The 25,788-nt window shown below is 45.2% G+C and carries 22 protein-coding genes; 9 read left to right on the top strand and 13 right to left on the bottom strand.

Translation table 11 applies throughout. The annotated features are described in order from the left end of the window. Positions 1–78 precede the first annotated feature (78 nt). The 3 genes from NX845_RS21430 to rhtB form a co-directional block, all read right to left on the bottom strand. The gene (locus tag NX845_RS21430; RefSeq protein ID WP_004736602.1) at positions 79–420 is read right to left on the bottom strand and encodes a metalloregulator ArsR/SmtB family transcription factor; all 342 of its coding nucleotides are present in this window, start codon (positions 418–420) and stop codon (positions 79–81) included. Between the two features lie 99 nt (positions 421–519). Beyond that, positions 520–1,740 carry an EAL and HDOD domain-containing protein gene (locus NX845_RS21425; protein ID WP_260257130.1) on the bottom strand — a complete coding sequence of 407 codons (1,221 nt, stop codon included), beginning with the start codon at positions 1,738–1,740 and terminating at the stop codon, positions 520–522. 43 nt (positions 1,741–1,783) lie between these two features. Continuing rightward, complete coding sequence (gene rhtB, locus NX845_RS21420; RefSeq protein WP_004736604.1) at positions 1,784–2,401, bottom strand: homoserine/homoserine lactone efflux protein; 618 nt, start codon at positions 2,399–2,401, stop codon at positions 1,784–1,786. A gap of 81 nt (positions 2,402–2,482) precedes the next feature. Between rhtB and NX845_RS21415 the strand changes: the two genes are divergently transcribed. Together NX845_RS21415 and NX845_RS21410 are read left to right on the top strand one after the other, a co-directional pair. Next, on the top strand, positions 2,483–3,463 hold the full coding sequence (locus tag NX845_RS21415) for an alpha/beta fold hydrolase (RefSeq protein WP_065682855.1): 981 nt from the start codon (positions 2,483–2,485) through the stop codon (positions 3,461–3,463). Positions 3,464–3,654: 191 nt separating this feature from the next. Continuing rightward, positions 3,655–4,482, top strand: a complete 828-nt coding sequence (locus NX845_RS21410; protein WP_017084857.1) for a Cof-type HAD-IIB family hydrolase — start codon at positions 3,655–3,657, stop codon at positions 4,480–4,482. An 87-nt stretch (positions 4,483–4,569) separates the two neighbouring features. Here NX845_RS21410 and NX845_RS21405 read toward each other — a convergent pair whose 3' ends face one another. Next, entirely contained in the window at positions 4,570–5,037 is a 468-nt protein-coding gene (locus tag NX845_RS21405; protein ID WP_065682854.1) for an EVE domain-containing protein, read from the bottom strand. Positions 5,038–5,076: 39 nt separating this feature from the next. Between NX845_RS21405 and NX845_RS21400 the strand changes: the two genes are divergently transcribed. Both NX845_RS21400 and NX845_RS21395 read left to right on the top strand, forming a co-directional pair. After that, entirely contained in the window at positions 5,077–6,621 is a 1,545-nt protein-coding gene (locus tag NX845_RS21400) for a COG3650 family protein (RefSeq protein WP_065682853.1), read from the top strand. 2 nt (positions 6,622–6,623) lie between these two features. Continuing rightward, on the top strand, positions 6,624–7,220 hold the full coding sequence (locus NX845_RS21395; RefSeq protein WP_065682852.1) for a tRNA-uridine aminocarboxypropyltransferase: 597 nt from the start codon (positions 6,624–6,626) through the stop codon (positions 7,218–7,220). A 180-nt stretch (positions 7,221–7,400) separates the two neighbouring features. Here NX845_RS21395 and NX845_RS21390 read toward each other — a convergent pair whose 3' ends face one another. The 8 genes from NX845_RS21390 to NX845_RS21355 all read right to left on the bottom strand — a co-directional run bounded on the left by NX845_RS21390 (position 7,401) and on the right by NX845_RS21355 (position 17,467). Then, positions 7,401–9,881, bottom strand: coding sequence for an EAL domain-containing protein (locus tag NX845_RS21390; protein WP_065682851.1), 2,481 nt, complete (start codon positions 9,879–9,881; stop codon positions 7,401–7,403). Between the two features lie 192 nt (positions 9,882–10,073). Further along, positions 10,074–12,572, bottom strand: coding sequence for an EAL domain-containing protein (locus tag NX845_RS21385; RefSeq protein WP_065682850.1), 2,499 nt, complete (start codon positions 12,570–12,572; stop codon positions 10,074–10,076). Between the two features lie 170 nt (positions 12,573–12,742). Then, on the bottom strand, positions 12,743–13,459 hold the full coding sequence (gene yigB / locus NX845_RS21380) for a 5-amino-6-(5-phospho-D-ribitylamino)uracil phosphatase YigB (RefSeq protein WP_017090345.1): 717 nt from the start codon (positions 13,457–13,459) through the stop codon (positions 12,743–12,745). 15 nt (positions 13,460–13,474) lie between these two features. Further along, positions 13,475–14,407: a tyrosine recombinase XerC gene (gene xerC / locus NX845_RS21375; RefSeq protein WP_017079841.1), complete on the bottom strand. Its 933-nt coding sequence runs from the start codon at positions 14,405–14,407 to the stop codon at positions 13,475–13,477. After that, complete coding sequence (locus NX845_RS21370) at positions 14,376–15,074, bottom strand: DUF484 family protein (RefSeq protein ID WP_102566586.1); 699 nt, start codon at positions 15,072–15,074, stop codon at positions 14,376–14,378. Before NX845_RS21370 ends, xerC begins: the two co-directional genes overlap by 32 nt. A 43-nt stretch (positions 15,075–15,117) precedes the next feature. Then, entirely contained in the window at positions 15,118–15,948 is an 831-nt protein-coding gene (gene dapF, locus NX845_RS21365; protein WP_004736615.1) for a diaminopimelate epimerase, read from the bottom strand. A gap of 11 nt (positions 15,949–15,959) precedes the next feature. Next, positions 15,960–17,213, bottom strand: coding sequence for a diaminopimelate decarboxylase (lysA, locus tag NX845_RS21360; protein ID WP_004736616.1), 1,254 nt, complete (start codon positions 17,211–17,213; stop codon positions 15,960–15,962). A gap of 41 nt (positions 17,214–17,254) precedes the next feature. After that, positions 17,255–17,467 carry an LPS translocon maturation chaperone LptM gene (locus NX845_RS21355; protein ID WP_017084848.1) on the bottom strand — a complete coding sequence of 71 codons (213 nt, stop codon included), beginning with the start codon at positions 17,465–17,467 and terminating at the stop codon, positions 17,255–17,257. Here NX845_RS21355 and cyaY point away from each other — a divergent pair. Beyond that, positions 17,447–17,761: an iron donor protein CyaY gene (gene cyaY / locus NX845_RS21350; protein ID WP_010438796.1), complete on the top strand. Its 315-nt coding sequence runs from the start codon at positions 17,447–17,449 to the stop codon at positions 17,759–17,761. The two genes, NX845_RS21355 and cyaY, sit on opposite strands and share 21 nt — an antisense overlap. A 69-nt stretch (positions 17,762–17,830) precedes the next feature. Here cyaY and NX845_RS21345 read toward each other — a convergent pair whose 3' ends face one another. Beyond that, positions 17,831–20,359, bottom strand: a complete 2,529-nt coding sequence (locus NX845_RS21345; protein WP_017084846.1) for a class I adenylate cyclase — start codon at positions 20,357–20,359, stop codon at positions 17,831–17,833. Between the two features lie 344 nt (positions 20,360–20,703). Between NX845_RS21345 and hemC the strand changes: the two genes are divergently transcribed. From hemC to NX845_RS21325, 4 genes are read left to right on the top strand one after another with little or no spacing between them, the layout of a single operon-like run. Further along, positions 20,704–21,642 (top strand): hydroxymethylbilane synthase, encoded by a 939-nt coding sequence (gene hemC / locus NX845_RS21340; protein ID WP_009848205.1) that lies wholly within the window; start codon positions 20,704–20,706, stop codon positions 21,640–21,642. Positions 21,643–21,644: 2 nt separating this feature from the next. Further along, positions 21,645–22,373: a uroporphyrinogen-III synthase gene (locus tag NX845_RS21335; RefSeq protein ID WP_054548359.1), complete on the top strand. Its 729-nt coding sequence runs from the start codon at positions 21,645–21,647 to the stop codon at positions 22,371–22,373. A gap of 19 nt (positions 22,374–22,392) precedes the next feature. Beyond that, complete coding sequence (locus tag NX845_RS21330) at positions 22,393–23,619, top strand: uroporphyrinogen-III C-methyltransferase (RefSeq protein ID WP_102575113.1); 1,227 nt, start codon at positions 22,393–22,395, stop codon at positions 23,617–23,619. Then, entirely contained in the window at positions 23,619–24,800 is a 1,182-nt protein-coding gene (locus NX845_RS21325) for a heme biosynthesis protein HemY (protein WP_102575112.1), read from the top strand. Before NX845_RS21330 ends, NX845_RS21325 begins: the two co-directional genes overlap by 1 nt. Positions 24,801–25,788 lie beyond the last annotated feature (988 nt).

Below are 25,788 nucleotides of genomic sequence, written 5' to 3'. Positions count from 1 at the left end.
GCCACTATGCTCACAGGGATAAGTTCACTTGTCGCCTAGCTGCAACTCCAACTATTTCGGCATTAAGTTTTAATGTATTTAAACGCAACATACTGGGCGTGAGTTCATCGACTCTAAGCGCTCAATATCTTGCTGGTATTCAGTTTTCAAACAGTTCGATGCGATAAGGTCGTCAATTAACTTTAGCATCCAACCTGGTAAATCTTGTGACAGGCGGTAAAACACCCACTGCCCTTGGCGAACATCAGTCAAAATGCCGTTTGAACGCAACTGCGCAAGATGGCGTGAAACCTTTGGCTGACTTTCTTGCAATGCCTGAGTCAACTCACCAACCGATAAGCACTCATTGCGAACTATCAACATTAAGCAACGCACTCGCGTTTCATCGGACAGTAATTTAAAAAATTGGTGAGGAAGCATAAATACATACTCATATATGGATATGCATATATATTAGATATAAAAAAACGCACGTCAAGGCGTGCGTTATAATTGTCATAAAAGTTTAACGAAGATAAATCAGAGCTGATTGGTTACGTTATGACTCCAGCGTCGAGCTTCGGTGAGCTCAGTTTTAACCTGTTCCACACTCAATCCTAAATGAGCACAGTGCTCATCCATCTGCTGCCAATCGGCATGCTCAAAGCTCTCTTCAAGGGCCAGCAAGGTTCCATATGGCCCTTCTCTACGTAGCAGAGCCACCTTGATACTTTTACACAAGGGCAGTTGCTCAACTAAATTCTCTAACGACAAGTCGAGCAGCGCATCAAGCAACGAGAACAAACCAATCATAAAGGCTTGCTCGGCATGCCCTTCAAATGCCTGATAACGAGACATACGTTGGCAGAACTGAGCTCGCTGAAGCGATAAGCCATATAGCTCTTTTGGCTTCTTATCAGAGACATAAGACGCCACCGCCAACGAGACAAACATTTTCAGCTTCTCTTGCCCCAGATAAACCAAAGCCTGGCGGAACGAAGAGATGGTGACCTCAAGGCGAGATGACATGGTATTCACAAAACGCAGTAACTTATACGACAAGGCGACATCTTTCGCGACGATGCTTTCGATACGTTGAAAGTTAACTTCCGGCTTACACACTTCTTGGAACAACTCCATAGCAATCACTTGCTCAGGGCTAATGTACTTGGTCTTGATGATTTCAGGTTTGCTGAAGAAGTACCCTTGGAAGAACTTAAAACCCGCCTCTTTCGCTTGCTTAAACTCTTGCTCAGTTTCGACTCTTTCAGCCAGAAAGCTAAACTTCTTCCCTTGATGAGCTCTTACCAAATCACACGCTTCATTCAAGCCCATTTGCATGATATCGAGCTTAACAATATGCGTGTATTTAAGGAATCGTTCCCATTCTGGCGTAGAGGTAAAATCATCTAGGGCAATCATGTACCCCGCTTGATAGAGCTCTTTGACCGCTTCTAACAGCTCATCCGTCGGTTGGCAGGTTTCAAGAATCTCGACCACCACCTTGTCTTTCGGCAAGCCTAAAGGAAGTCGACGAATCAAGCTTTGATGAGGGAAATTAATAAAACAGCGCGAAGATGGAATCGAAGGGTTATGCCCAACCGATAAGAAGTTCTCAACAATCAGACGATACGTTGCTCGATTAGACTCAATATGCGCTGGGTAGGCATTCCTTTCTCCGTCGCGAAACAACAGCTCATAACCAAGCGTGTTCTTGTTACGGTTTAAGATAGGTTGGCGAGCAACGTAGGTAGCGGTCATTTATCTATAACTCTATTGATTTATCTATAACTGTATTGCTTTACTAAGCTTTAGCGGCAGCAAGCAAGGCACCGCAACCCATGAACATACCACCAAATATTTTATTTATCTTACTCATTATACGATCAGAACGAATAAAACGTCCCATTTGTGAAGCTAATGAGGTGTAGCCCAACATAACAACACTATCAATGAATACTGTTGTAACTCCTAGCACTAATAACTGCGGTGCTTGCGGTTGTGTAGGATCGATAAATTGAGGAAACAAAGCCACCAAAAACACGATAGATTTTGGGTTAGTTAGATTGATAAGCACGGCATTTCTAAGCAGCTTACCACTCGATAGCGTTGAGCTCTCTTCTGAAGCCACCAAGCTAGAATTATCACGCCATTTTTGAATACCCAACCAAACAAGGTAAACCACGCCTACCCATTTGATGATGGTGAACGCCAACGCAGATTGAGCCACCAATGCACCAATACCTGCACCCACCAGCATGATGTGAAATGCAAGACCGAGCTGTAAGCCGGCGATCGACGCAAGTGACTTCTTGGTGCCATAACTTAGCCCATTGCTGATTGAGTTAACGGTACCTGAGCCCGGAGCCAAACTAAACAATATCGCCGTGACGACATAAGCAAGCCAAACATGAGTATCCATTTGCATTTCCTTACTAGTTCTTTAATCTAACAACATTAGTAGCGATAAAGCTCTCACATGCATCAGTTCAGGTAATTTCCCATGGAAAACCACAGTGCCGCCCCATTTTCGTACACGCAAGAACCTGAGTTCGAGCAAGCGATTAAACACCCGATCCCTGCCCTTTGGCAACAACGTAAAGATGGGTATGTCACATCATCAGGTAAAAAGAAGCTGTACTGGTGTAGCCTAACCTCACCAACGCACACCAAAGCCATTGTTATTTCAAATGGCCGCATTGAGTGTTGTTTGAAATACCAAGAACTCTTTTATGATTTTTATCAGCAAGGCTATGACGTTTATTCATTTGACCACCAAGGTCAAGGCCAGTCGGAACGTATGGTAACAGACTCTGACATTGGTCACATTCATGAGTTTGATGATTACGCCTCAGACATGTCTGACGTCATTGCCAGTTTTGACCTAAGCCGATACGCCAATCGCTACCTACTGGCACACTCAATGGGCTGCACCATAGCCACTCGCTATCTACAAACTCACCCCGATCACCCGTTTGACAAAGTTACTCTGTGCGCTCCGATGTTTGGGATTAAGACTGAATGGTACTTCAAGCCCATCGCGATGGTTGTTGGACAAGTACTCACCGCTTTCTATGCTAAGCCGACTTATGCCCCGGGGCAGCAAGCGTACTACTCTAAGCCCTTCGAAAATAACTTACTCAGCCACAGCAAGGTACGCTATCACTGGTTCCGTTGCTTGTATGACGGCTCCCCTTCTTTGCAGGTTGGCGGACCAAGCACTCGCTGGGTATGGCAAGGGTTAATGGCAGCCAAGCAGGCGATACAACAAACTCGTCAAATCAAGATCCCACTGCTATTGATTCAAGCTGGAGAGGAGAAGATTGTCAGCAACAGCGCTCAAGTGAAGTTCATCAATAAACTGAAGAAAACCAACTCAGCCTGCCAGTTTAAGGCCATTGAAGGGTCTAAGCATGAGGTGTTGTTTGAGAAAGACGAATATCGCAATCAAACACTGAATGCTATCAATCAGTTTTTTGCCTAGAGCGAATAAGCTAATAAGCTGAGTAACCGACCAAGAACATAAGCGCTAAAGAGGAAGAGAAGTAAGTGAGCTTTGCCCTCTTTTCTTGCATGAAATTGGCATACAATTTCTACCTAGAGATATTGTAGTTAAAACGATTCTAGCGTTGGCTAGCGTCGATATTGGTTAAGCATTTTTGCAATGAGGGTTAAATGAGTATTCCTGCACTAAAAGATTCCGTGAAAATTGTTGCTTCTGATTTAGATGGTACGCTTTTGGCTCCCAACCATCAGCTAAGCGACTTTACCAAGCTAACACTTAAGAAATTACACGACCAAGGTTATACCTTTATCTTCGCTACGGGTCGTCACCACGTCGATGTGGCGGGTATTCGTCAGATCGCAGGTATTCCGGCGTACATGATCACTTCAAACGGTGCACGCGTGCATGACCAGAACGATCAACTGATGTATAGCCAGAACGTGCCTCAGGAACTCGTTCAACCTGTTATCGATATTGTTCGCCAAGATCCAAACCTCTTTATTCACATGTACCAGAATGAAGATTGGCTACTGGACCGTGAAGACGAAATGCTGGCAAAATTCCACAGTGAGTCTGGCTTTAGCTACAAGCGCTTTGAAGCAGAAAATGCACCAAGCGAAGGTATTGCGAAAGTCTTTTTCACTCACCCAGAACAGGACCACGAATATCTGGTCACGTTTGAACAAAAGCTAAGAGATGCTTTTGGCGACAAGCTGAACATCGCCTTTTCAACGCCTTGGTGTTTAGAAGTGATGGCCGCTGAAGTTTCTAAAGGCCATGCCTTAGACGCTGTTGCGAAGTCACTGAACCTGACACTGGATAACTGTATTGCCTTTGGTGACGGAATGAACGATGCCGAGATGCTGGCTATGGCAGGCAAAGGCTTAGTGATGGGTACATCGCATGAGAAAGTATTTAAAGCTTTGCCAGACAATGAAGTGATTGGCAGCAGCGCAGACGACGCCGTTGCTCACTACCTAGAAAAGCACTTGCTCTAACCTCTTCTCGTCGAAGAGATCTGAATAAATAAAAAGGCAGCCAATGGCTGCCTTTTTTGAACCTTACGTAAAAAGCTCTCTCTAACGCTAACGAGAACCTAGCACTTCTTTGCTTAAGATCGCCTGCCACTCTTGCCCTGTAACTGGCATGATGGATAAGCGATTGCCCCGTTTAACCAACGGCATTTCTGCTAGCTCAGGCATCGCTTTAAGCGTTGCCAAAGGAATTAAGCGCTCAGTCACTCGCACAAACTCGACATCCACCATTATCCAGCGCGGGTTGTCTGGCGAAGACTTGGCATCGTAGTAATCACTTTCTGGATCGAATTGAAAATGGTCTGGGTAGGCTTCTCTGGTTACTTTAGCGATCCCCGCTACGCCAACTTTCTTACATGATGAATGGTATATCATCACCAGGTCTCCAAGCTTAACGTCATCGCGCATCATGTTTCGAGCCTGATAGTTGCGTACACCCTCCCAACAAGAGTTTTTTTGTACTCTCAGAGTCTGAATAGAGAAGGTGTCGGGTTCTGTTTTAAATAACCAATATGCCATAATAAATCCAATTAACGGTTGCTCCGAGGAAGATATAACATGAAGGTAATGAAAAACCCAGTGACATGGCTAGTCGCATTCGCTCTACAAGGCTGTGTCACAGCGCCAGATGCCCCCCAAAAGCCAGAACTACCACCAGCAACCTTGGATGAGCCACTGAGCATTCAACCGCAAACCTTCATCATGCGTGGTCAGGTTGTGGTTGGCCACGAAAGCCGAACCTTCACTCCTTGCGGTAGCCAACAACAATACTGGTTAGATTTAACGCCAGAACTCGCATTAGAAGCACAAGGGCTCTCAACGAGACCTTACCAAGCCTTATACGGCGAGCTGATTGGTCATCTAACCGTACCGAGCCAAACAGGTTATAACGCAGATTTCACGGCACGTTTCGTGGTTGATCAAGTGAATATCCTCACCGCAGAAAACCCTGATCGTTGTGACCAACCCCTGCGTTCAACACGTGTATTCGGCAATGAACCCTTCTGGTCAGCAAGCTTCGATAAAGACCAGCTCAAATACACTAAGATGGGCGAACAGCCACAGATCCTCGATATTGAATCAAGTCGCACCACACCAAGCAGTCGTGATTACCAATTAGAAGGTAAAGCAGCGCAAGGCAAACTCAACCTTACAAAAGAGAGTTGCAGCGACGGCATGAGCGATTCTATCTATGGATGGCATGCCAAGCTTAACCTCAATGACAGTAACTATAATGGCTGTGCAACGGTTTCTAACCAAGATCCAACATTGGACTGGAGCGGGCTCTACTTCGCTAGCTCAACGCAGAACACTGGATTCTCTATCAACCTTGAGCTCAACGATGACCACAGCGCCATTACGACATACTCGTACAGCAATGGAGACCCTTCTATTGTTGAACAAGGCTTCTGGCAGCAACTGAACCAAAATCAGGTACAAGTGGTTATGACTCGCCACCAGCAACAGTATTTGATCTCTGAGCGTATCTTCACGCTCGATAACGGCAAACTGGTCGCTCAAAAAGAGAAAGTGGGCAACGTTGTCTACCCGATTGCCAATGGCGGTCTGGTGCTATTCGAAGCTAAGAGTGCACAAGCGCAAGTCAACACCACCGCTAACGTTGATCTAACCGCAAAGCAGGTGAACTCCAGTGATCAACTTGATCAAAAAGTCGACCAAGCGATCCGCGAATACTTTAAGATCAATAACACCTCACCAGACAATACTAAGTACCGCTGGTTAACCTACGACTTAAATGGCGATGGTAAAGAAGAACTGTTTGCCCAGCTCGATTGGTGTGGTTCTGGTGGCTGTACACTGCTAATTTTCGAAAACCATCAAGATAACTGGCGCTTCAATAGCCGAGTGACACTGGTTAAGGGCGACATACGCTTAGGTAAATCGCAAAACCACGGCTGGCAGGATCTGATCTTCAATGTCAGTGGCGGCGGTGCAACACCTGCAAAACACACACTGTCATACTCTGGAGTGAGCTACCCACTTAACCCAAGTGTTGCTCCAGTTGCAGATGATGCTGATATCAGCGACGTGGTTTTGTTTGCTGATGGTGTATCACCTGCACAAAGTGGAGTTAAGCTGTAAAGATGAGTAACCAACAAGCTTGCCATGGTTGTGGCTTCACTCACCAGTGCGTTTGTCATCTAATACCGACGGTTGAAAGCCAAACCGATCTTGTCCTACTGACTCATGAGAATGAACTGTCGCGAGACACCAATACCGGAAAGTTGCTTGAGCAATCTATTCAGCAATGTCAGTCCTTCGTGTGGCAACGAAAAACACCACCAGAAGAGTTGATTGCCTTACTCGAAGACAAAGCATTGCAGCCTTTTTTGCTGTTTCCAAGTGGCAACAGTATTGAGTGCCAGCAAGCCGTGTCATCTGTAGCTGGAAATCGTAAGCCGTTATTCATCATCTTGGATGGCACATGGCAAGAAGCGAAGAAAATGCTCAACAAGAGCGCGTGGTTAAACACCATTCCTCAAGTCCATCTCGATATCACGACTGAATCGTCTTACACCTTGCGCCGCAATCAAGACAGTGGCCATCTGTGTACTTGCGAAGTGGGTATTGAGTTACTCAAATCTTTAGGTGAAGGCGAACCTGCCAAACTGATTGATGACTACTACCAACAGTATCTAAAAGTATTCCACGCCGACAAATGTGGCCACGCCCTCAAATAGATCAAGCAGGTGCGCGGGAAAGTAATATGCACATTTCAGGACGGGACCGATACTAAAAACAAAAAGGGTGAGCAATAAGCTCACCCTTTTCACATCGTACTTTAATCTATTGAACCATTTAGTGTTTCACGTGAAACGCACACTCTAGCTGTTCGTTGAAAAGAGATTTTACTCTCCCTATCAGAATAAGCGTTGAGGTTGACCAAAGTAATACCCTTGCAGGTAATCGACGCCCATGTCTTCTGCAATACGACACACCTGTTCATTATGTACGAACTCCGCCACCGTCTTAGCATTCAGAATCTGACATAAGCTCACCAGCTGTTGCGCTATCTTGCGTTGCTTTTTATCCTTATCGATATTGCGAATTAAACTGCCATCAAGCTTTATCACTTGTGGTTCCAGTTTCAATATCTCATCAATGTTCGAGTAGCCCGAACCAAAGTCATCGACAATAATATTCACACCAAGATCGCGGAAGTGATTACACACCTCGATCAAGCGGCCGTAATCCTGAATTTGCTCGGTTTCCAACACCTCTAAACCAATACGCTGTGGGTGACTGATTTTTTTGATGGCTTGTTCAAGGTGAAGAATGGTTTTCTCATTGCTGAAATCTTGTGGCGCCAAGTTAATTGAGAACGAATCGGTTCTCTGGCTCATAAAATCAAAGGTGCGCGTTATCATCTGGCGACTTAAACGCGTATAGAGATGAGTTCCCTCAATGATCGGCAAGAACTTACCCGGCGCAATCAACTGACCGTCCTCTTCAATTCGAACTAAGCACTCATAGCTTTCTACCTGGTGGCTATGCGCCGATACAATAGGTTGAGAGCACGCAACAATATTTTGATTGAGCACTGCGCGGCTCACACACGACAGCCAGCCGAGTTGCTCTTGGCGATGCTTCTCCAATTGAATTAACGTCTTGGCACTCACCAGATGTTTATTCTGGCTCACCGCACTGCGTCGAGCTTCAATCGCTTTCAGTAACAAGTCATCAATCGAGGTCGCAGGAAAATCTCGACGACTCGCGACACCCGCACAGATTGAAACCGAAAGATAATCGATATCGGGTAGCCCCATCGGCTCAAAATTGACATGCTCGGTTTGGTCTGAAAATTCAGAGAAACGCTGATGAATGTGTTCTTGGCTGGCCCAACTATCAAACACCACCGCCCACTCACCAATACCAATACTGTAGAGCTGGCAACCCTCATCAAAAAACTGCCACAGCGCTTTCTGAAAGTAATCACTCAGATCATGCAGAAGTTTGTCACCTACTCGATAACCATACTTCTCATTGATTTGACCAAATGTGGTGACCTTCAAAGCCAACAAATGACTGTCAGAGCTCATTTGTGACAGCTTCTCACGCAGTACACTTCTATTGGGTAGCCCAGTGCGACGATCAATTCGGTAGCTCGCCGTTAATGCGGTCGCTTGTTGCTGAATCTTACTCGCCATGCTGTTGTTCATGTCATCAACATCAAGCAGTGCATTTCGAATCAATGAAAACAGAGGCGATATATTGGTCGCGGGTTGTGTCTCTAATGGCTGTATGGCCTTGCCTTCACCTTCTCTAAGCGCGAGATAAGTGAGGCTATGATGCAGGATTCGTTGTTGGCCACGCTCTTGATAGAGTTCTCCCATGCAGTACACACCATAGGTGTCTGCGAGCTTCTGGAAGACCTCTACTTCTTGGTTACCATCAATAAAATCGATACGAGAGGTGCAGTTGTAGATAAAAAACTGCTCCGGTTTATGAGAGGCAATCTGTTGAACACCGAGTCGGATCTGCTCCAAGGTCAGTGAAGGATGGTCGTAACAAAACCTGACCTCATCACCAATCTGAAAATGACCACTAAATTCTATCTCTCCACAATCTCTCACCTTGAGTGGCAAGTGAATGTTTTGTTCTTTCGGGTCACCGACCATCAAGGGGAAATTATGCAGTTGCTCGAAAGGTACTTCGAGGCCATCTGCAAGGTAGCGATTATAAAGATCGCGAACAGGCATACCATCCAATTCAGCTAACCGGTTATCTTGAGCACCAGTAACACGGAAGGTGCGGCCAATAGGGTTCCACTCGGTGTAATAACCCTTGGTGGTTGCGAGCTCGACACTGTGCAACGCCAACATCACATAAGCATTCTCATAGCAAATGCCGTCTAGCATTACCCATCGCCCATTATCTGTGATGGTCGATGCACCGCCACAAATAGGCAATGAATATCTCGATTGTTCAAACGCTGAAAATAAGTCGCGGTTGTTTATCTGCAAGCGATCCGCGAAACAGATGATACTTTGAGTATTGGTATTGCACTCAAGCTGCTGCCACATCGATTGACTATCTAATAGTGGTTGCTTGCTGTATTCGACAACGCCACAAGTATAAGAGGTCGCATCGAAGCGAGTGACAATAATATAGAGACCTTGATGCAGGATGACACCTTGGCTGATGTAGTGGTTTGCACTACAGCCAATCAGCCTAGCATTAGGGAAAGTCGCTTGAATCACTTGGCAGGCAGCCAAAACCGAACCTTTCTCGAAAGAAGAAAACACCTGAATCAGTAGGTCTTCATGTTGATGAAAATCTATCTTTTGCAATTCACGCTGGGTTTGCTCTATATCTTGTATCAGGAGAGAGGTCGATTGCATATTCACATTAATCGTTACGTTAATGATTGGTTATTGTGCTTATTATAGATAAGGCTTGCACGGAATACTTACGATCGTCTTATAAATATTGTGACGTTAGTTAGACATCATTGATTCCACTTAAAACAGTCACCAATAGCGGCAGAACACTTTTTAAAGCAAGTCACAATAGGATACGGAAAGCTTTAACAACTAAAACAGTCGCTTAGGCTCACCAAAGTAATAACCTTGCAGATAATCGACACCCATTTGCTCTGCTATCTCACAAACCTGTTGGTTATGGACAAATTCAGCAACGGTTTGTGCATTAAACACCTGGCATAAGCGAACCAACTGAGAGGCGATGTTTCTTTGCTTTTGGTCTTTGTCGATGTTGCGGATCAGACTACCGTCGAGCTTGATAATCTGCGGCTCAAGCTTAATGATCTCATCAATATTGGAATAGCCAGACCCAAAGTCATCAACAATGATTCTCGCCCCGAGAGCACGGAAGTGATCACACACCTCAATCATGCGACCGTAATCTTTAATCTGCTCAGACTCGAGAACCTCTAGGCCAAGTCGAGTGGGATCGTTCATAGCACTGATGGCGGTCTCGAGCACCTCAAGCGTCTTGTCGCTCAACAAATCTTGCGGGGATAGGTTGATAGAAAATGGGCTTTGCTTATCCGCCATATAACCTATTGTGTTCTTAATCATGTGTCGGCTGAGGCGAGTGTAAAGGTGCGTGTCGGCAATGATAGGTAAGAACTTACCTGGTGGCACAATGGTACCGTCTGACTCCATGATTCTGACCAAGCACTCTTGGCCAATCATTTCGTGAGTACCGGACGCGACAATTGGCTGGGAATAAGTGATGATGTTCTGATCTAAAATCGCACGACTTACACAGCTCAGCCAGCCTAGTTGCTCTTTGCGATCTTCTTCACTCACCTGAATGTCTTTAGCATTGGTGATGTGAGTGTTATTCCTGACCCCATAACGTCGAGCTTCGATCGCTTTCAATAAGATCTCATCACCACTATCGGTTAGGAAATCGCAACGACTAGCGAAGCCGCCACACAGAGAAACTGACAGATAATCAATATCAGCCAAGCCATACGGCTCAAAATTGATGTGCTCAATATCGTCAGCAAACTCAACGAAACGTTGCTCTATCTTCTCGCAGCCAACATTGGCGTTAAAAATGATCGCCCATTCGCCGACACCAATGCTGAACAGCTCTACTTTCACCTGAGATTCCTTAGCCACACTAAGGTGTAATCGCTCGACAAAATGATTAGATAAATCAAGTAACAACTGGTCACCCACTTGGTAACCATACTTCTCGTTAACTTGATGGAAATTAGTCAGCTTTAACGTCAGTAAGTGCTCACTGAAGAGAATCGTATTGAGGCGCTCTTTTAATACGATACGGTTGGGCAGCCCGGTGCGAGAATCAATACGGTAGCTTTCGGTTAAACGACGCGCCTGTTGATGAAGTTTTTTCTCCATCTGCGTGTTCATACTGTCGAGATCAGCCACCGCATTTCTGACGAGATTAAGCAGTGGCGATACCGTTGAGTCACGCTGGAAATCTTCACAACGAAACTCATTAATCTCATCCGACTCTCTCATCGCAATATAGGTGAGACTGTGATGCAGTATCTCTTGGCGATCGTCGTTGCGGTATAGCTCACCCATGCAGTATGCGCCGCACGCATTTACTATCCCCTCAAATGGCTTGAGTTCAAGTTTACTGTCGATGAATTCAAGTCGAGAGACGCAGTTATAGATGATCACCGATTCCGGTTGATGCATGGCAAGCATCTCAGCGCCGTGACGCACTTTTTCTGCGGTCAAAGAAGGATGGTTATAACAAAACTGTGCCTCTTCGCCGACATGCCAAGGACTATCAAACTCGATACTGCCATCATCATTAATGCGCAGCGGTGTCGATATGCCCTTCTTTCTGCCAAGCTCTCGATAAAGCGGAAAGCTCATCAACTGACTGAAAGGGAGATCTTTACCATCCGCAAGGTAATGTTTGAATACTTCAATAGCCGGCTTGTCGTTCAACGCGTATAAGCGATTTCCGACTGCGTGAGTCACTCGCAGCTTCATCCCGATCGGGTTCCACTCAGAATAGGCATCTGACCAAACCTTCAATCTGGGGTTAGTCAGAGCCACCGCCACACAAGCGTGTTGGTAGGTCTGTTCGTTATGCATAACCCAACGCCCGTATTCATTCTCATGACACAAGCCACCAGCAACAGGCAATGTGTAGGGTAGGTTTTCAAAGGCGCTATAGATAGGATAATCACGACCTTCAACCTGATCGCATAGGCTGATGACCGTTTTAGCATCTTTCGAGAGGTCTAGTTGAGAAGCGAGCTCTTGGCTGTCTTGGTTTGGGTTGCCTGTAAAAGGCTGAACCGCGGAGGTTAAACGGGTTTCATTAAACTCACTGATAATGATTAAGGTACAACTACTCTCAAGACAATTGTCACAGATAACATGACGAGCACTCTGGCCAATTAGGGTGGCATTGCTTAGGCGATTGAGAGCAACACTCGCGATTCGACGAGCCACATCAGAAGATTGGGCAGAGAAAAGTTGAATAAGATATTGTTTGCTGTCACACCACTCTCGCTGATCAAATTGAGATTTAAATAGCTCCTCAGTATTTGCGAGAAATGTAAATGTTTGCATGCCAACCCTTGATCGAAATAGAGTGAAGTGAAGAACCCGCAACCACTGCTATGACTGAAATGAATCGATAAAAAGTAGTCGCCAATTATCCTAGCCTAAACAGGCATTTAATTGCGACTAATGTAACAATTCAATATCATAAATGCGACACAATAAGCTTACAGAAGTCTTTAAATTAGTCGCATAAGATCGCTAAGTTGCTCTATTTCAACATCAGGCAGCACACTCGCCTTCGAAGAGAGGTATAAATTGGAACCAATGTCATTAAACCAGCATGCTTGGAAGCCATTTTGCTTAGCTCCGTAAACATCCGTTCTAAGATGATCGCCGACATGAAGAATGTTGATGGCATCAACATCTAAGTATTGCTGCGCTTTATCAAACATATCTGGGTAGGGTTTTGCTCTACCGTTTGGGCCAGCTTTAAGAATTCGTTGAAAATACTGCCCTAAACCAATTTTATGTGGATCGACATTGCCATTGGTAATCGCAACCAAAGGAATGCGTTGGCTAAGTTCTGCCATCACTCGATGCGTTTCTTGAGGAACATCGACTTGATTGCGCAACCACAAAGCATGTTCTATCCCCTCACGAGCCGCCTGTTCAGCTTGCTGCTGAGAATAGCCCAACTGCAGTAAGCCACTCTTAATCTGTGTTTCACGCCAAACGGTAACATCATGCTTTAAAGCTGGGTTTTCAGAGGCGACTTGCTGCTTAATGCCCTGCCACTCTTCGAGCGATAAAGAAGCCGACACTGGGTGCTTTTGGTAAAGCCACTGCGCCATCTCTTTTTCTACCTTCATGATCACAGGCCAGTTGTCATACAGGGTGTCATCCAAGTCAAAGGTCATGGCTTTGATGGGCTTCAACCCTCGATAAATTCGCATAGTAAAACCTTTAATCTAATCTTTATTCTTCTTACGTGCTCGAGGGTGAGCCTCATCGTACGCTTGAGCTAAGTGTTGGAAGTCCAAGTGAGTATAAATTTGGGTTGTCGAGATATTTTCATGCCCCAACAACTCTTGGACAGCACGAAGATTCTGGCTCGATTCAAGCACGTGAGTTGCAAAGGAGTGACGCAGTTTATGCGGGCTAATATGACTCGCGACGGATTGCTTCTTACCCCACTCTTCCATACGCTTTTGCACACTACGATGAGAGATCCGGGTCCCTAACTTGGACACAAACAGGGCCTTTTCTCCCGGAGAAGCAAGATCACCGCGCACTTTGAGCCATTTATCGACCCACTCTTTAGCCAGTCCTGAAAACGGTGCTTTGCGTTCTTTGTCGCCCTTACCAATCACTCGGATTTCGCCTTGCCGGCCCAGCACATCTTTAAGATTGATGCCAACCAGTTCAGCGAGACGTAAACCTGCACCATACATCACCTCCATCATCGCTCGATCACGAATCGATAATGGGTCGTCTTCATTCACGTCAAGCAACTGTCCGACTTCATCGACATCGAGATTTTTAGGTAAAGGACGTTGTTTGCGAGGTGCAGAAACCCCTTTGGCTGGGTTTGCGGTCATTTCGCCACGTAACACAAGGAAATCAAAGAAGCTGCGTAATGAAGATAAGCGCGTCGCAATACTGCTCGCTTTCATTCCTTCACGCATGCCTTTACTGGCAAGTTGTCTTACCCACGCCGCGTCTACTTGGCCCCAATCTTTCAGTCCAAGTGTGACCAAATGAGCGGCCATAGTTTCAAGTTGTTGTTTGTAATTACGTTGGGTGTGTAGGCTGAGTCCCTTCTCGCTTCTGAGATATTCATAGAAGCGAGAAAGTGGCTTTTGAAGGCTGTTAGGAAGAGGTACTTTGGGCTCTAGGCTCATTATTTATCTGCCAAGGTAAGGTGTCCGCCAAATGAGACACAACAAGTGCTAAATGGCGTAAAAATAGCGTATCCATATGAGGTTGGAAATGTCCGCCATCTTCACTAGAAAAGGCAAGCAAACCCAATGGAGACTGCTTAGCAAGTGGTAGTACTACATAAGAGCCTAGCTCTGGAACGTGGAAATCACCAAACAAATCGTGTCTGTCGGCTTTTCTCAAGCGCCCTAGATAAGCATCTTTACCATTGAAATGGTTGAGCGAAAACTTCGAATAGCGCTCTTCACTCAGCTTATAAAAGCCAGGTTGCGAGAGAATTCGTACATGGGCCTTCAACCCTAAATCTAACGCTTTTTGTTCAACAGCTTTGATCACCTGCATAAAGTCACTGCATTTCAGCACGTGAGCTTGCAGATCCATAAATTCATAGAAGGTTTTATCGTTATTCGCTGCCAACGACATCAAGCCAGTGATTTCTTCCTCTAGCTCTTCGATTCGATGGCGTTGGCGTTTAAGCTGAACCTCCACCAGAGAAACAGCGCCCTGCTCAACATTATTGATAGCAAGGCGATCAACCAAACCTTTCCTGTCTTGGAAAAAATCTGGGTTATCACGTAAATATTCCGCGACCACTTCTGCGGTGAGTGCGTCGGCTTCAACGTAAGACAAAACCTATCCTTTATTTTATGAATCTATTGGTTATGAATGTTTATTAGCAAGAAAGTTGACCATCAAACACATGGGTTGCAGGGCCAGTCATAAACAGAGGTTTACCCGGACCTTGCCAACTAATCTGCAAATCACCACCAGGTAGACGAACTTTCACGTTCTCAGCCAGTAAACCTTGATTGATACCAACCGCAACCGCGCCACATGCACCGCTGCCACACGCCTGAGTTTCACCCGCACCGCGTTCATAAACACGCAAGCGAACCTCTTCACGGTTAATCACTTGCATAAAGCCAGCATTAACACGCTCAGGGAAGCGTTCATGTGATTCAAGAAGCGGACCTAAGGTCTCCACATCTGCAGTGTCGACATCATCAACAACGGTAACCACATGCGGGTTACCCATGCTTACGGCACCACAGAACAAGGTATGTACATCCGTTCTTAAGATATACGTCTTCTCAGGCTGCTTTGCCTTGAATGGGATTTTGCCAGGTTCAAACTCAGGAATGCCCATGTTGACAGTGATCTGGTCATTGTCTTCAATCTTGAGAACCATTTTACCTTTCTTGGTGCTCACGTTGATGCTGTACTTATTCGTTAAGCCTTTCATGCGAACGAATCGAGCAAAACAACGCGCACCATTACCACACTGCTCCACCTCACTGCCATCCGCATTGAATATGCGGTAATGGAAGTCGGTTTCTGGATCATAGGGAGCCTCGACCACAAGTAGCTGATCAAAGCCCACACCAGTGTGACGATCCGCCAAACGACGGATCAAATCTGGAGAAAAGAAAATATTTTGAGTAATGCAGTCCACGACCATGAAATCATTGCCCAAACCATGCATTTTAGAAAAGTGGAAGTGCATAACGCTTAAAATTACTCCGGAAGAATGTTTTCAAGTTCCCACAGACTCGTAAGCTCTTCACGCTGACGAACCAAATGAGTTTTATCGCCATCAACCATCACTTCAGCCGCACGCGAACGAGTGTTGTAGTTAGATGACATAGCAAAGCCATAAGCACCTGCAGAACGAACAGCCAGTAGATCGCCTTCTTCAAGAACAAGGTCACGGTCTTTACCTAGGAAGTCACCCGTCTCACAGATAGGGCCAACCAAGTCGTAAGTCACCGCTTCACCCTGACGCGGGCTCACTGGCACAATATCCTGCCAAGCTTGGTAAAGTGCCGGGCGCATCAGATCGTTCATTGCCGCATCGATGATGGCAAAGTTTTTATGCTCTGTTGGCTTCAGGAACTCAACTTTCGTTAATAATACACCAGCGTTCGCAGCAATCGCTCTTCCAGGCTCGAAAATCAACTCTAGATCAGAATGATTGTCTAAACGAGCCAACAAAGCCTTCGCGTAATCTGAAGGTTGTGGTGGTAATTCATCTCGGTAAACCACGCCCAAACCGCCACCAACATCAAGATGCTTGATGTTGATATCATTGGCACGTAGTTGGTCGATCAGTGCAAGCAGACGATCAGTGGCATCGATAAAAGGTTCGATATCCGTTAATTGGGAACCGATGTGGCAATCAATACCGTGGATAGACAAGTTATCGAGTGTTTTTGCAAACGCATAAACTGCAGGAGCACGGTCGAAGGCAATGCCGAACTTGTTATCACGCAGACCCGTAGAAATGTAAGGGTGAGTGTTCGCATCAACATCTGGGTTGATACGCAGTGAAATCGGCGCTTTAACACCAAGCTCACCAGCCACTTTATTCAGTCGCTCCAGTTCTGGCTCAGACTCTACGTTGAAGCATTTTATGTTCAACTCAAGCGCACGCTTCATTTCAGCGGCTGTTTTGCCGACACCAGAAAACACAACTTTAGCCGGATCGCCACCTGCAGCAACCACACGCTCTAGCTCACCGCCAGAAACGATGTCGAAACCTGAGCCCATGCGAGCCAAAGTATTCAACACGCCAAGGTTCGAGTTAGCTTTAACGGCATAACACACCAAGTGTGGATGCTCACCAACCGATGAATCAAACGCATTCCAGTGGCGTTCTAATGTTGCACGAGAATATACGTACAACGGAGTACCATATTGCTCTGCTAGTTGTGAAAGTGCGACGTCCTCAGCCCAAAGCTGGCCATCTTCCTGATAGTTGAAGTAATCCAAAGTTCTTATCCCTTATAAATAACGATTTCTGCGTGTTTCACTTATTGTGATTGTTCAGTCTGCTGAACTTCATCAGGATCGTACAACGGACCCGTTTGACCACAACCAGAAAGTCCAATAACGGACACCATAAACAGAGCGGTAATTAATTTTTTCATTTTGCATATCGTGATTATTAACTCAATGCCCCCTATAATCGCACCACACTCAAGAAAAGCAATAGGATAGAAAGGATGAACGATACTGAATTTCATCAGCTAGTCGATATACAGATGCAAAACATCGAAGAAGCTATCGATGAATCAGAGGCAGATGTTGATTACGAAGTGACTGGTAACGTGATGACGCTGGAGTTTGAAAACCGCAGCCAAATTATCATCAACCGCCAAGAACCAATGCGTGAGATCTGGCTAGCGTCTAAATCTGGTGGCTTTCACTTCAAGCTAATTGATGACAAGTGGACATGCTCAAAGACGGGCATGGAATTGTTTGAGATGGTAAAAGAAGAATGCGTAAAGCACGCAGGTGAAGAGATCAATTGGGTCTAATTATTGGTAAAAAAACAAAAAGGAGTGAATCAATCACTCCTTTCTTAATATCAATTATCGAGAATAAGCCTAGATGTTGACTATCTTTGAGCTCCGAGAAGCTAAAGTCGCATCATTACGGTAAGGCACCACGTAAGAGTTACCTTCTTCAGGATGAACAATTTGGTAGTACTGAGGTAGATTGAAATTAATCAACTTAGATGACACCTTCGACTCATCTTTTACTGAAGTGTAGAAAGAATTCACGCTCGCGATCATCTCATCTTTTTCACCGCTGTATTGGTGATACACCTCAACTTGATTCGACTCGTCCAATACATAAATATTGAAACCTTTGTCGGTATCCTCAAAGAAAAACTGAATTAAACCTTCACTCGCAAAACCATCAACCACTTCTGGTAACTGATACTCTTGCTCTTTATCGAGCATCAGTAAAGGTGAGCCCTTCAGCTTATTCGTCGAGATACTACGATAGAAATCGACCGAGTTTTCCAGCATCTGCACCGAAACGCCACGACGTTCAAAGAACAGGCCAAACATCTTGTTTGCCAGACGAATAGCCTTGAAGCGGCGGCGCTTCTCCGGCTCAATCGGTTTCAAACGTAAGTCGATACATTCAGCAAGCAGTTGATACACCATATTACGCATCACACCACGCAGGTTTTTGCTGTAACAAAACACATCGACCGATTCTGGTGGTAAAGCATCTTGGTGCATTTTACCAAGTACCGTCTTCAACGCGTCGAGCATTGCAGTATCACCTTGGAAATGAAGCGTACGTACTTCATGCCAAGAGTTACGATAAACCAGATCAACACTGCCGACTAAACTCTTACCCTCTTCACCAAAACTGAAGATATCGGCGTTCTTAAGATCAACCTTCAACGCACGACCACTTAATTCAGAAGTTGGGTCACTTTCAAAGTTGATGAACATCGCCAGTTGGCTTATTTCACACGGGCTCGCCAGAGCTTGCATACTCGGGCGGCGCTTACGTAAAGAGAAGGTATTACGCAGGTCGCTCACCATTTGGTAGAACTTATCGATATCAATCTGAGCGTCACGTACCACAGAGTGCAAACGCGTCGACTCGGTAATCAAGCCATTAAAAAACGACCAAGCAACCAACTTACTCAAGTACTCATGGTGTTCCAGAGAAGGCTGACCAAGAATACGATGCGCTACCAGTGGCTGCTTATACAAGTACCAACCGGCTTTATTCGACTGACCCTGACGAACTTCGATGAAGCTCAAGTCTGGTTCGTGCAGATCAGGAGAGATTTGTGGGTTCAGTAGTGTCACTTTACCCGGCAACACCTCAAACGCAGCGTAAAGCTTACGAGCCAAGATACTGATATCTTGTGGGCTGATTGCCGAAGTGATGTCGTTACGACGCGCAAATTGAATCAGATTGCGGTAGCTCAGCATCAAGGCATCAAGTAATGCATGGTGTACCACTTTAACCTGCTCTACCTTCCAGTTACGGCGGTTATCGAGCTCAGCAATGGTTTCATGTCCCCAATTCCAAGACTTAGTCATCTCAGTTAAGGCTTCACGACGCCACGCAACAGAACCAATGCCCGCATCTCGTGACAACTTCTCGTGGGTCTTAAGGTAGAAACAGCGTCTCACCAAGTCCAATCGAGTGTGGTCGTTAATACGTTCTAGATAGCGCGTTACCTTCTCAAGCATCAGATAGTAGCTATCCATGCCATACAGATCCGGTTCATCCGCGAAGAAGCGACGCTTGGTATCAATACTAAGCAGTTGGGTGTTTGGGTATTCCCATGAATAAGCTTCTAACAGGATCGCCTTCAAAACCGATTTATACGGTGAGTCGATACTCTTATAGAGCTGCCATAGGTTTGAACCAAAGTACTCTTCAGCAGGGATGCGGTTCAGCTTGCCGAAATCGATCCACTGCGAGCAATCAAGATAACCATCCTGACACAGGCCTTGGACATACTCGTCGTAACACTCTTCCATTTCTGGCGGAATTATTTGCCACAACAAACGCTGGCCAGCCAAACGAACGGCAGAGCGATAGAACTCATCAAGCAGTAATAAGTGCTGTGAAGAACCACAGTTATCACCGGTCATCTCTTCAGAATGGTTTGAGCGGAAACGCTGTTCATCCATCAAGAAGAAGTTAGCTTCAACCCCTAAGGTTTCAGCCCAGTCGGTAATCAACAAACATTTGTTGGTCAGGCTGTCGCGAGATGCGCCATCCATATCTGGAGAAACACACACCCAGATATCGAGATCACTTGAAGTGCTTTGGCCAATAGAAGAAGTACTGCCCATGGTGTACAAGCCCAGGATCGCCGGTTCAGCAGCCTCAGTGAGTTTGCCACCCAGCGTTAATTCGGTATCAGAGACAAATTGTTTTTGGAATTCATTAGGCGTGAAGCTACGAATTCCAAAAGGAACTTGTTGGTCATAATAACCAGGCATCATGGGATGATTGAAGTGAAGTAGTGCAGGAATAAGATTGAAAACTCGCTGGCCTTGGACATTCATCAACGCCAACGCACGATCAATGCGCTGCTGATTAAGATTGTCTAATCGTTGAATCAAAGTCTGAGTGTAAGCCTGCAAGGTAAGTCCTTGGTTTGAGATTAAATGCACTTCTGTTTAGTTACTGAACGAAAGGAGCAACAAAACGTGATCAATTTAACACTTTTACCCTTAATGGTAAAGCAAAGGAACCTGTCATACTGGCCAATACCTTGATGACAAAAAGTTAAACTCACGGCGCCGTAGTGTCCTCTTTATTACCTATTTCTAATAATAGCCCATGTTTCAAATGAGATGCCAATCACACTATTTTGGTGAACTCATGAAAATCCCTCAGCTATCAAAGCATGGAATGATCAAACAGTAAGAATTTTCGCCTCACAATGGTAGGATTAGCCTATTACAGAACCTATATCGGAAACACCATGACAAATTCAGCACCAATCCGTATCGCGACCAGAAAAAGCCCTCTTGCCCTTTGGCAGGCATACTTTGTAAGGGATGCACTGCAAGCTGCTCACCCTGGTTTAGAGGTTGAGTTGGTAACTATGGTGACCAAAGGTGACATCATCCTAGATACACCGCTGGCTAAAGTGGGTGGTAAAGGGCTGTTCGTTAAAGAACTCGAAGTAGCCATGCTAGAAGGCCGTGCTGACCTAGCCGTTCACTCAATGAAAGATGTACCGGTCGACTTCCCTGAAGGTCTAGGTCTAGTAACTATCTGTGAACGCGAAGACCCTCGTGATGCTTTCGTTTCAAACACTTACAACAACATCGACGAGCTACCACAAGGTGCTGTCGTGGGTACGTGTAGCCTGCGTCGTCAATGTCAGTTGCTAGAATACCGCCCAGATCTGATCATCAAAGAACTGCGCGGCAATGTTGGTACTCGTCTAGGTAAACTCGATGATGGTCAATACGATGCGATCGTACTGGCTGCTGCAGGTCTTAAACGTCTAGAGCTAGAAGAGCGTATTCGTAGCTTCATCGAACCAGAGCAGTCTCTCCCTGCTGTTGGCCAAGGCGCTGTTGGTATTGAGTGTCGCCTTGATGACGAGCGTCTGATTAAACTCCTTGAACCACTGAATCATAAAGACACGGCTGATCGTGTCCTGTGCGAACGTGCAATGAACCTTACCTTAGAAGGTGGTTGTCAGGTTCCTATCGGCAGCTATTCATTATTAGATGGCGATAATATCTGGCTACGTGCATTAGTAGGCGAACCAGATGGTTCTAAAATGGTTCGTGGTGAGATCTCTGGCCTTCGCAAAGATGCAGAAGCGCTTGGCGTTACTCTGGCAAATCAATTGCTGGATGATGGCGCGAGAGAAATCTTAACCAAGCTCTACGCTGACCAAGAATAATCATGACAGTGTTGGTGACACGTCCCGGCTCAGAGGGACAATCGCTTTGCCAACAACTAGCGGATGAAGGGATTCAAGCAATCCATCATCCGCTTATTCGTATCGTTGATAATCCACACTCATCGGATTTAAGCACCCAGCTTAATAACAGCGATATCATTATTGCAGTCAGTCACCACGCTGTGACCGCTGCCCAAAGCATCCTTTCGAAAACTTCATCTATTTGGCCAACTTCGCCGCTTTATCTTGGCGTTGGTCAAAAAACTGCGCACGTTTTAAGCAAAGTTAGTAAACAAAAAGTAAACTATCCTCAAGTGAGTGATAGTGAACATCTTCTCAAACTTACTGAACTTAATGGCGTAGATAATAAATCCATTTTGATACTGCGTGGAAATGGTGGGCGTGAGCTCATTAGAGATTCTTTACTCAATCGAGGTGCACAAGTCTCTTATTGTGAGACCTACCGTAGAGAATATATTCCCATTAACGATCACAATATCTATCAAACATGGATAAACAAAAAAACGTCCAAAGTTGTCATCACTAGTCAGGAACAATTGGAGTATCTCTGCTCAATTACCCCTGATGAGTATTTGGCTTGGCTTTCAACGAGACAACTATTTGTCCCAAGCCAGCGCATAGTAGAACGAGCACAACAACTCGGTTTCTCGAACGTGACCAATACTCACAGTGCTACGAACCAAATATTACTGGCTGCTCTCCGGCCCTAGCTAGAAACAGGAAATAAGCATGACAAGCAAAAAAAATAATGAGCATATTGAACCTGAAAAGAAACCAGACACTCAGCCAGTAGTTGTTGAAAACGAAAAAGCTGAATCTACAGAGACAAAACAGCCTGAAAAAAAACTTGATGCCTCTGCGTCAAATATGGTTAAAAGTGAACAGCCTCAAGCTGAGCATAAAGAGCAAATCGAGAAAGCAGAAAAACAAGGTAAGCGCGGTGTCAAACTAGGCGCTATTGCGATCGCTATTTCTATTATTTTCAGTGGCGGCATCGCATTTCAAATGCAGCAAAAGAGCGCTGAGTACTCAACTCAAATCGCTGCTCTTCAAACACAACTGCAAAATACCCAATCTGCAGTAAATAAAGACCTGCAAACCATCAAGCAAGAGACTATCCAAGAAGCTTCTCACGCAGTGGAGAAAACTCAGGTCGTACAATCCCAGCAACAAAAGAGTATTCAAAGCCTGCAGTTAGCAGTAGCTGACGTTAAAGGCCGTCGACCAAATGACTGGTTGCTTGCTGAAGCCGATTACCTAGTAAAACTAGCAGGTCGTAAATTGTTCCTTGAGCATGATGCCGTTAGCGCAACCAAACTAATGGAAAGCGCCGATCAACGTATCGCCGCACTAAATGACCCAAGCTTAGTATCACTGCGCCAATCAATGGCCAATGACATTACTAAGCTTCGCACTATCCCTCTTGTCGACCGCGATGGCTTAGTTTTACGCATCACAAGCCTACAACAGCAAGTCGATACGCTACCGCTTGCCAATGCAATTCTTCCAGAAGCTGCAGTTGTTGAGAAAAAAGCGGTATCAAAAGATATTAATGATTGGCAGAACAACCTGATGACGTCGATGAAAGACTTCTCAGAAAACTTCATCACCTTCCGTAGCCGTGATGGTGAGGTCATCCCTTTACTATCTCCTGAGCAACACTTCTACCTACGTGAGAATATCAAGGGCAAATTAGAGACTGCAATTCGCGCTGTCTATAAAGAGCAAGGTGATGTCTACAGTGCAGCACTTAATACCGCTAGCGAGTGGTCGAAAGCGTACCTAAACCAAGATAACAACTCAGTGATTGAATTTGAGAAGGCGATTAAACAGTTAAGTGAGCAGAATATCTCTGTGAAATACCCTGTAAAACTTGAGTCTCAAAATGAGTTGTCAGATGTTATACGTGAGCGCCTACGTCGTGAAGTAACCGTTATGACCACGGAGGAGAAATAATGATTCGCTGGATTTTTCTTTTTCTCGTTCTAGGTGCCGGATTAGTTGTCGGTACCCAGTTCTCAGGTCAACAAGGTTATGTCCTGATCTCGATAGCAAATAAGACCATTGAGATGAGCGTGACAACACTGGTTATTTTTGTCATTGCTCTTCTAGCTGCTCTATTCGGCTTGGAGTACCTATTCAAAAAGCTTATGTACGCAAGCTCAACTACTTGGAACTGGTTCAGTGTTCGTAAACTAAAACGCTCTCGTCGTTATACCAATGAAGGCATCATCAAGCTTCTTGAAGGTGATTGGAAAGGCGCAGAGAGGAAAGTAACTCGTTGGGCTAATCATCACGACATGCCTCTACTTTGCTATTTAGTCGCTTCTCAAGCTGCTCATGAACAAGGCAATACGAGTGAGCGTGATAAGTACATCGAACTTGCTAGCCAACAAGAGGACTCTCTACTGGCCGTTGAGCTAACTAAAGCAAAACAACAGATCAGTGAGTCGAACTACGAAGCCGCATTCGATACACTTTCGACCTTAAAAGGTACGTACCCTAATAACACCGCTGTACTTGGCCTATTAAAAGCCACCTACATGCAACTTAAACTCTGGCAACCATTACTAGAGTTAACGCCTAAGCTAGCTAAAAACAAGCTTCTTACGGCTGATGAGCAAGTTGAGTTAGAACAAAAAGCACAATGCGGCTTGCTTCACGATGTGGCACAGCAGCAAGGTAGCGAAGGTTTAATCAGCCATTGGAACAAGCTTTCAAGAAAGCAGAAACAAAGCTCTCACCTTGTTTCCTGCTTTGTGAAGCAACTGATCGCTCGTAAAGCTGACTCAGAAGCCTTCACTGTGATCAAAGAGAACATTGCGAAGAGTGGTTCAAATGAGCTCTACATGTTGCTTCCAGAGCTTAACCTTGCCGATCACCACCCAGTCGTTGTGATGCTAGAGCGCGCCATCAGTAAAGATGGTGACAATGCCGAAGCACACAGCGCATTGGCTCAGTTCTACCTAAGAGAACAGAAGTGGTCAGAAGCACAAACCCACTTCGAGAAAGCACTAGCACTTCGCTCAAACGTATCAGATTACGGATACCTATCTGATGCACTAGAAAAGCAAAACTTAACGAAGGCAGCTCACGAAGTTTCTCGTAAGGCACTCGCTCTCGTTCAACCAGCTTAAACTGTTACAACTATCATGAAGCCGATGCCAAGCATCGGCTTTTTTGTATCTACTGTTTACCTTAGATAACTTGCTAAGTACTAATAAGCAAACACTAGAGATGATAGTAAAAGTCTTCCATCCAAATCCCTTCTTCACACCCAGCTTATTGCTGACCGAAGCACCGTCCATTTTTAATAAGACCTACCTAGTTCGTAACAATCCATAAGTCATCATCTTGATCATGGGTTTTGAAATGCTATTAATGCTTTATAAGTACTGATTTTAAGTCATGAGGTTAAATCTTCATGGAATCCCCCGCAAGGTTTCCTAAAAAACACTGAGGGATACTTTAGATCTATCCGTATGTAGTTTTTGCCAATTATAAAACAAGTTGTTTAGAATCCATTTGAGCTGACTGACAACCTTTATATAGATTTTTGAAGGAATAACGATCAGATAGCTTAGTTTAAGATTGAAGAAGTGAATGTATAGTAGCGGAGTTTCAGACTCTAGACGAAATCAATGCTGAGACACAACAAAACTCCGAAGTTTAAAGCGCGGCTTAATTACTCAACAGAAGTAATTAAGAAGCCACAGCCACTTAGAGAACTCCTGCTAACTTATTAATTAATATCAATTTGTCATGTTAGAGCGCAAAGCCCTGCTATTGCTTAGCATAGCTTTCTAATCAATCGTCGATTCAACGATTACTAGCCAAAACAACCTTTTACGGAAGCCAAAGCCAAGAGTTAAAACACATACCCCAGAAACGACGAAAGCCTAGTCGTCAGACTAGGCTTTCTAATAAGTAGCGGAATGGACGGGATTGTGGACTTCTGGCAAACCCTTTGTAGGACTCACTCGGCCGAAGGACAAAACACTTTTCTTGAGATGTAAAAAAGCCCTGCTATTTCTAGCAGGGATTTTCTAATAAGTGGCGGAGTGGACGGGACTCGAACCCGCGACCCCCGGCGTGACAGGCCGGTATTCTAACCAACTGAACTAC

It is taken from the genome of Vibrio sp. NC2, assembly GCF_025195005.1.
Taxonomy (GTDB): domain Bacteria; phylum Pseudomonadota; class Gammaproteobacteria; order Enterobacterales; family Vibrionaceae; genus Vibrio; species Vibrio splendidus.
This window is presented reverse-complemented; position numbering and strand designations above follow the sequence as displayed.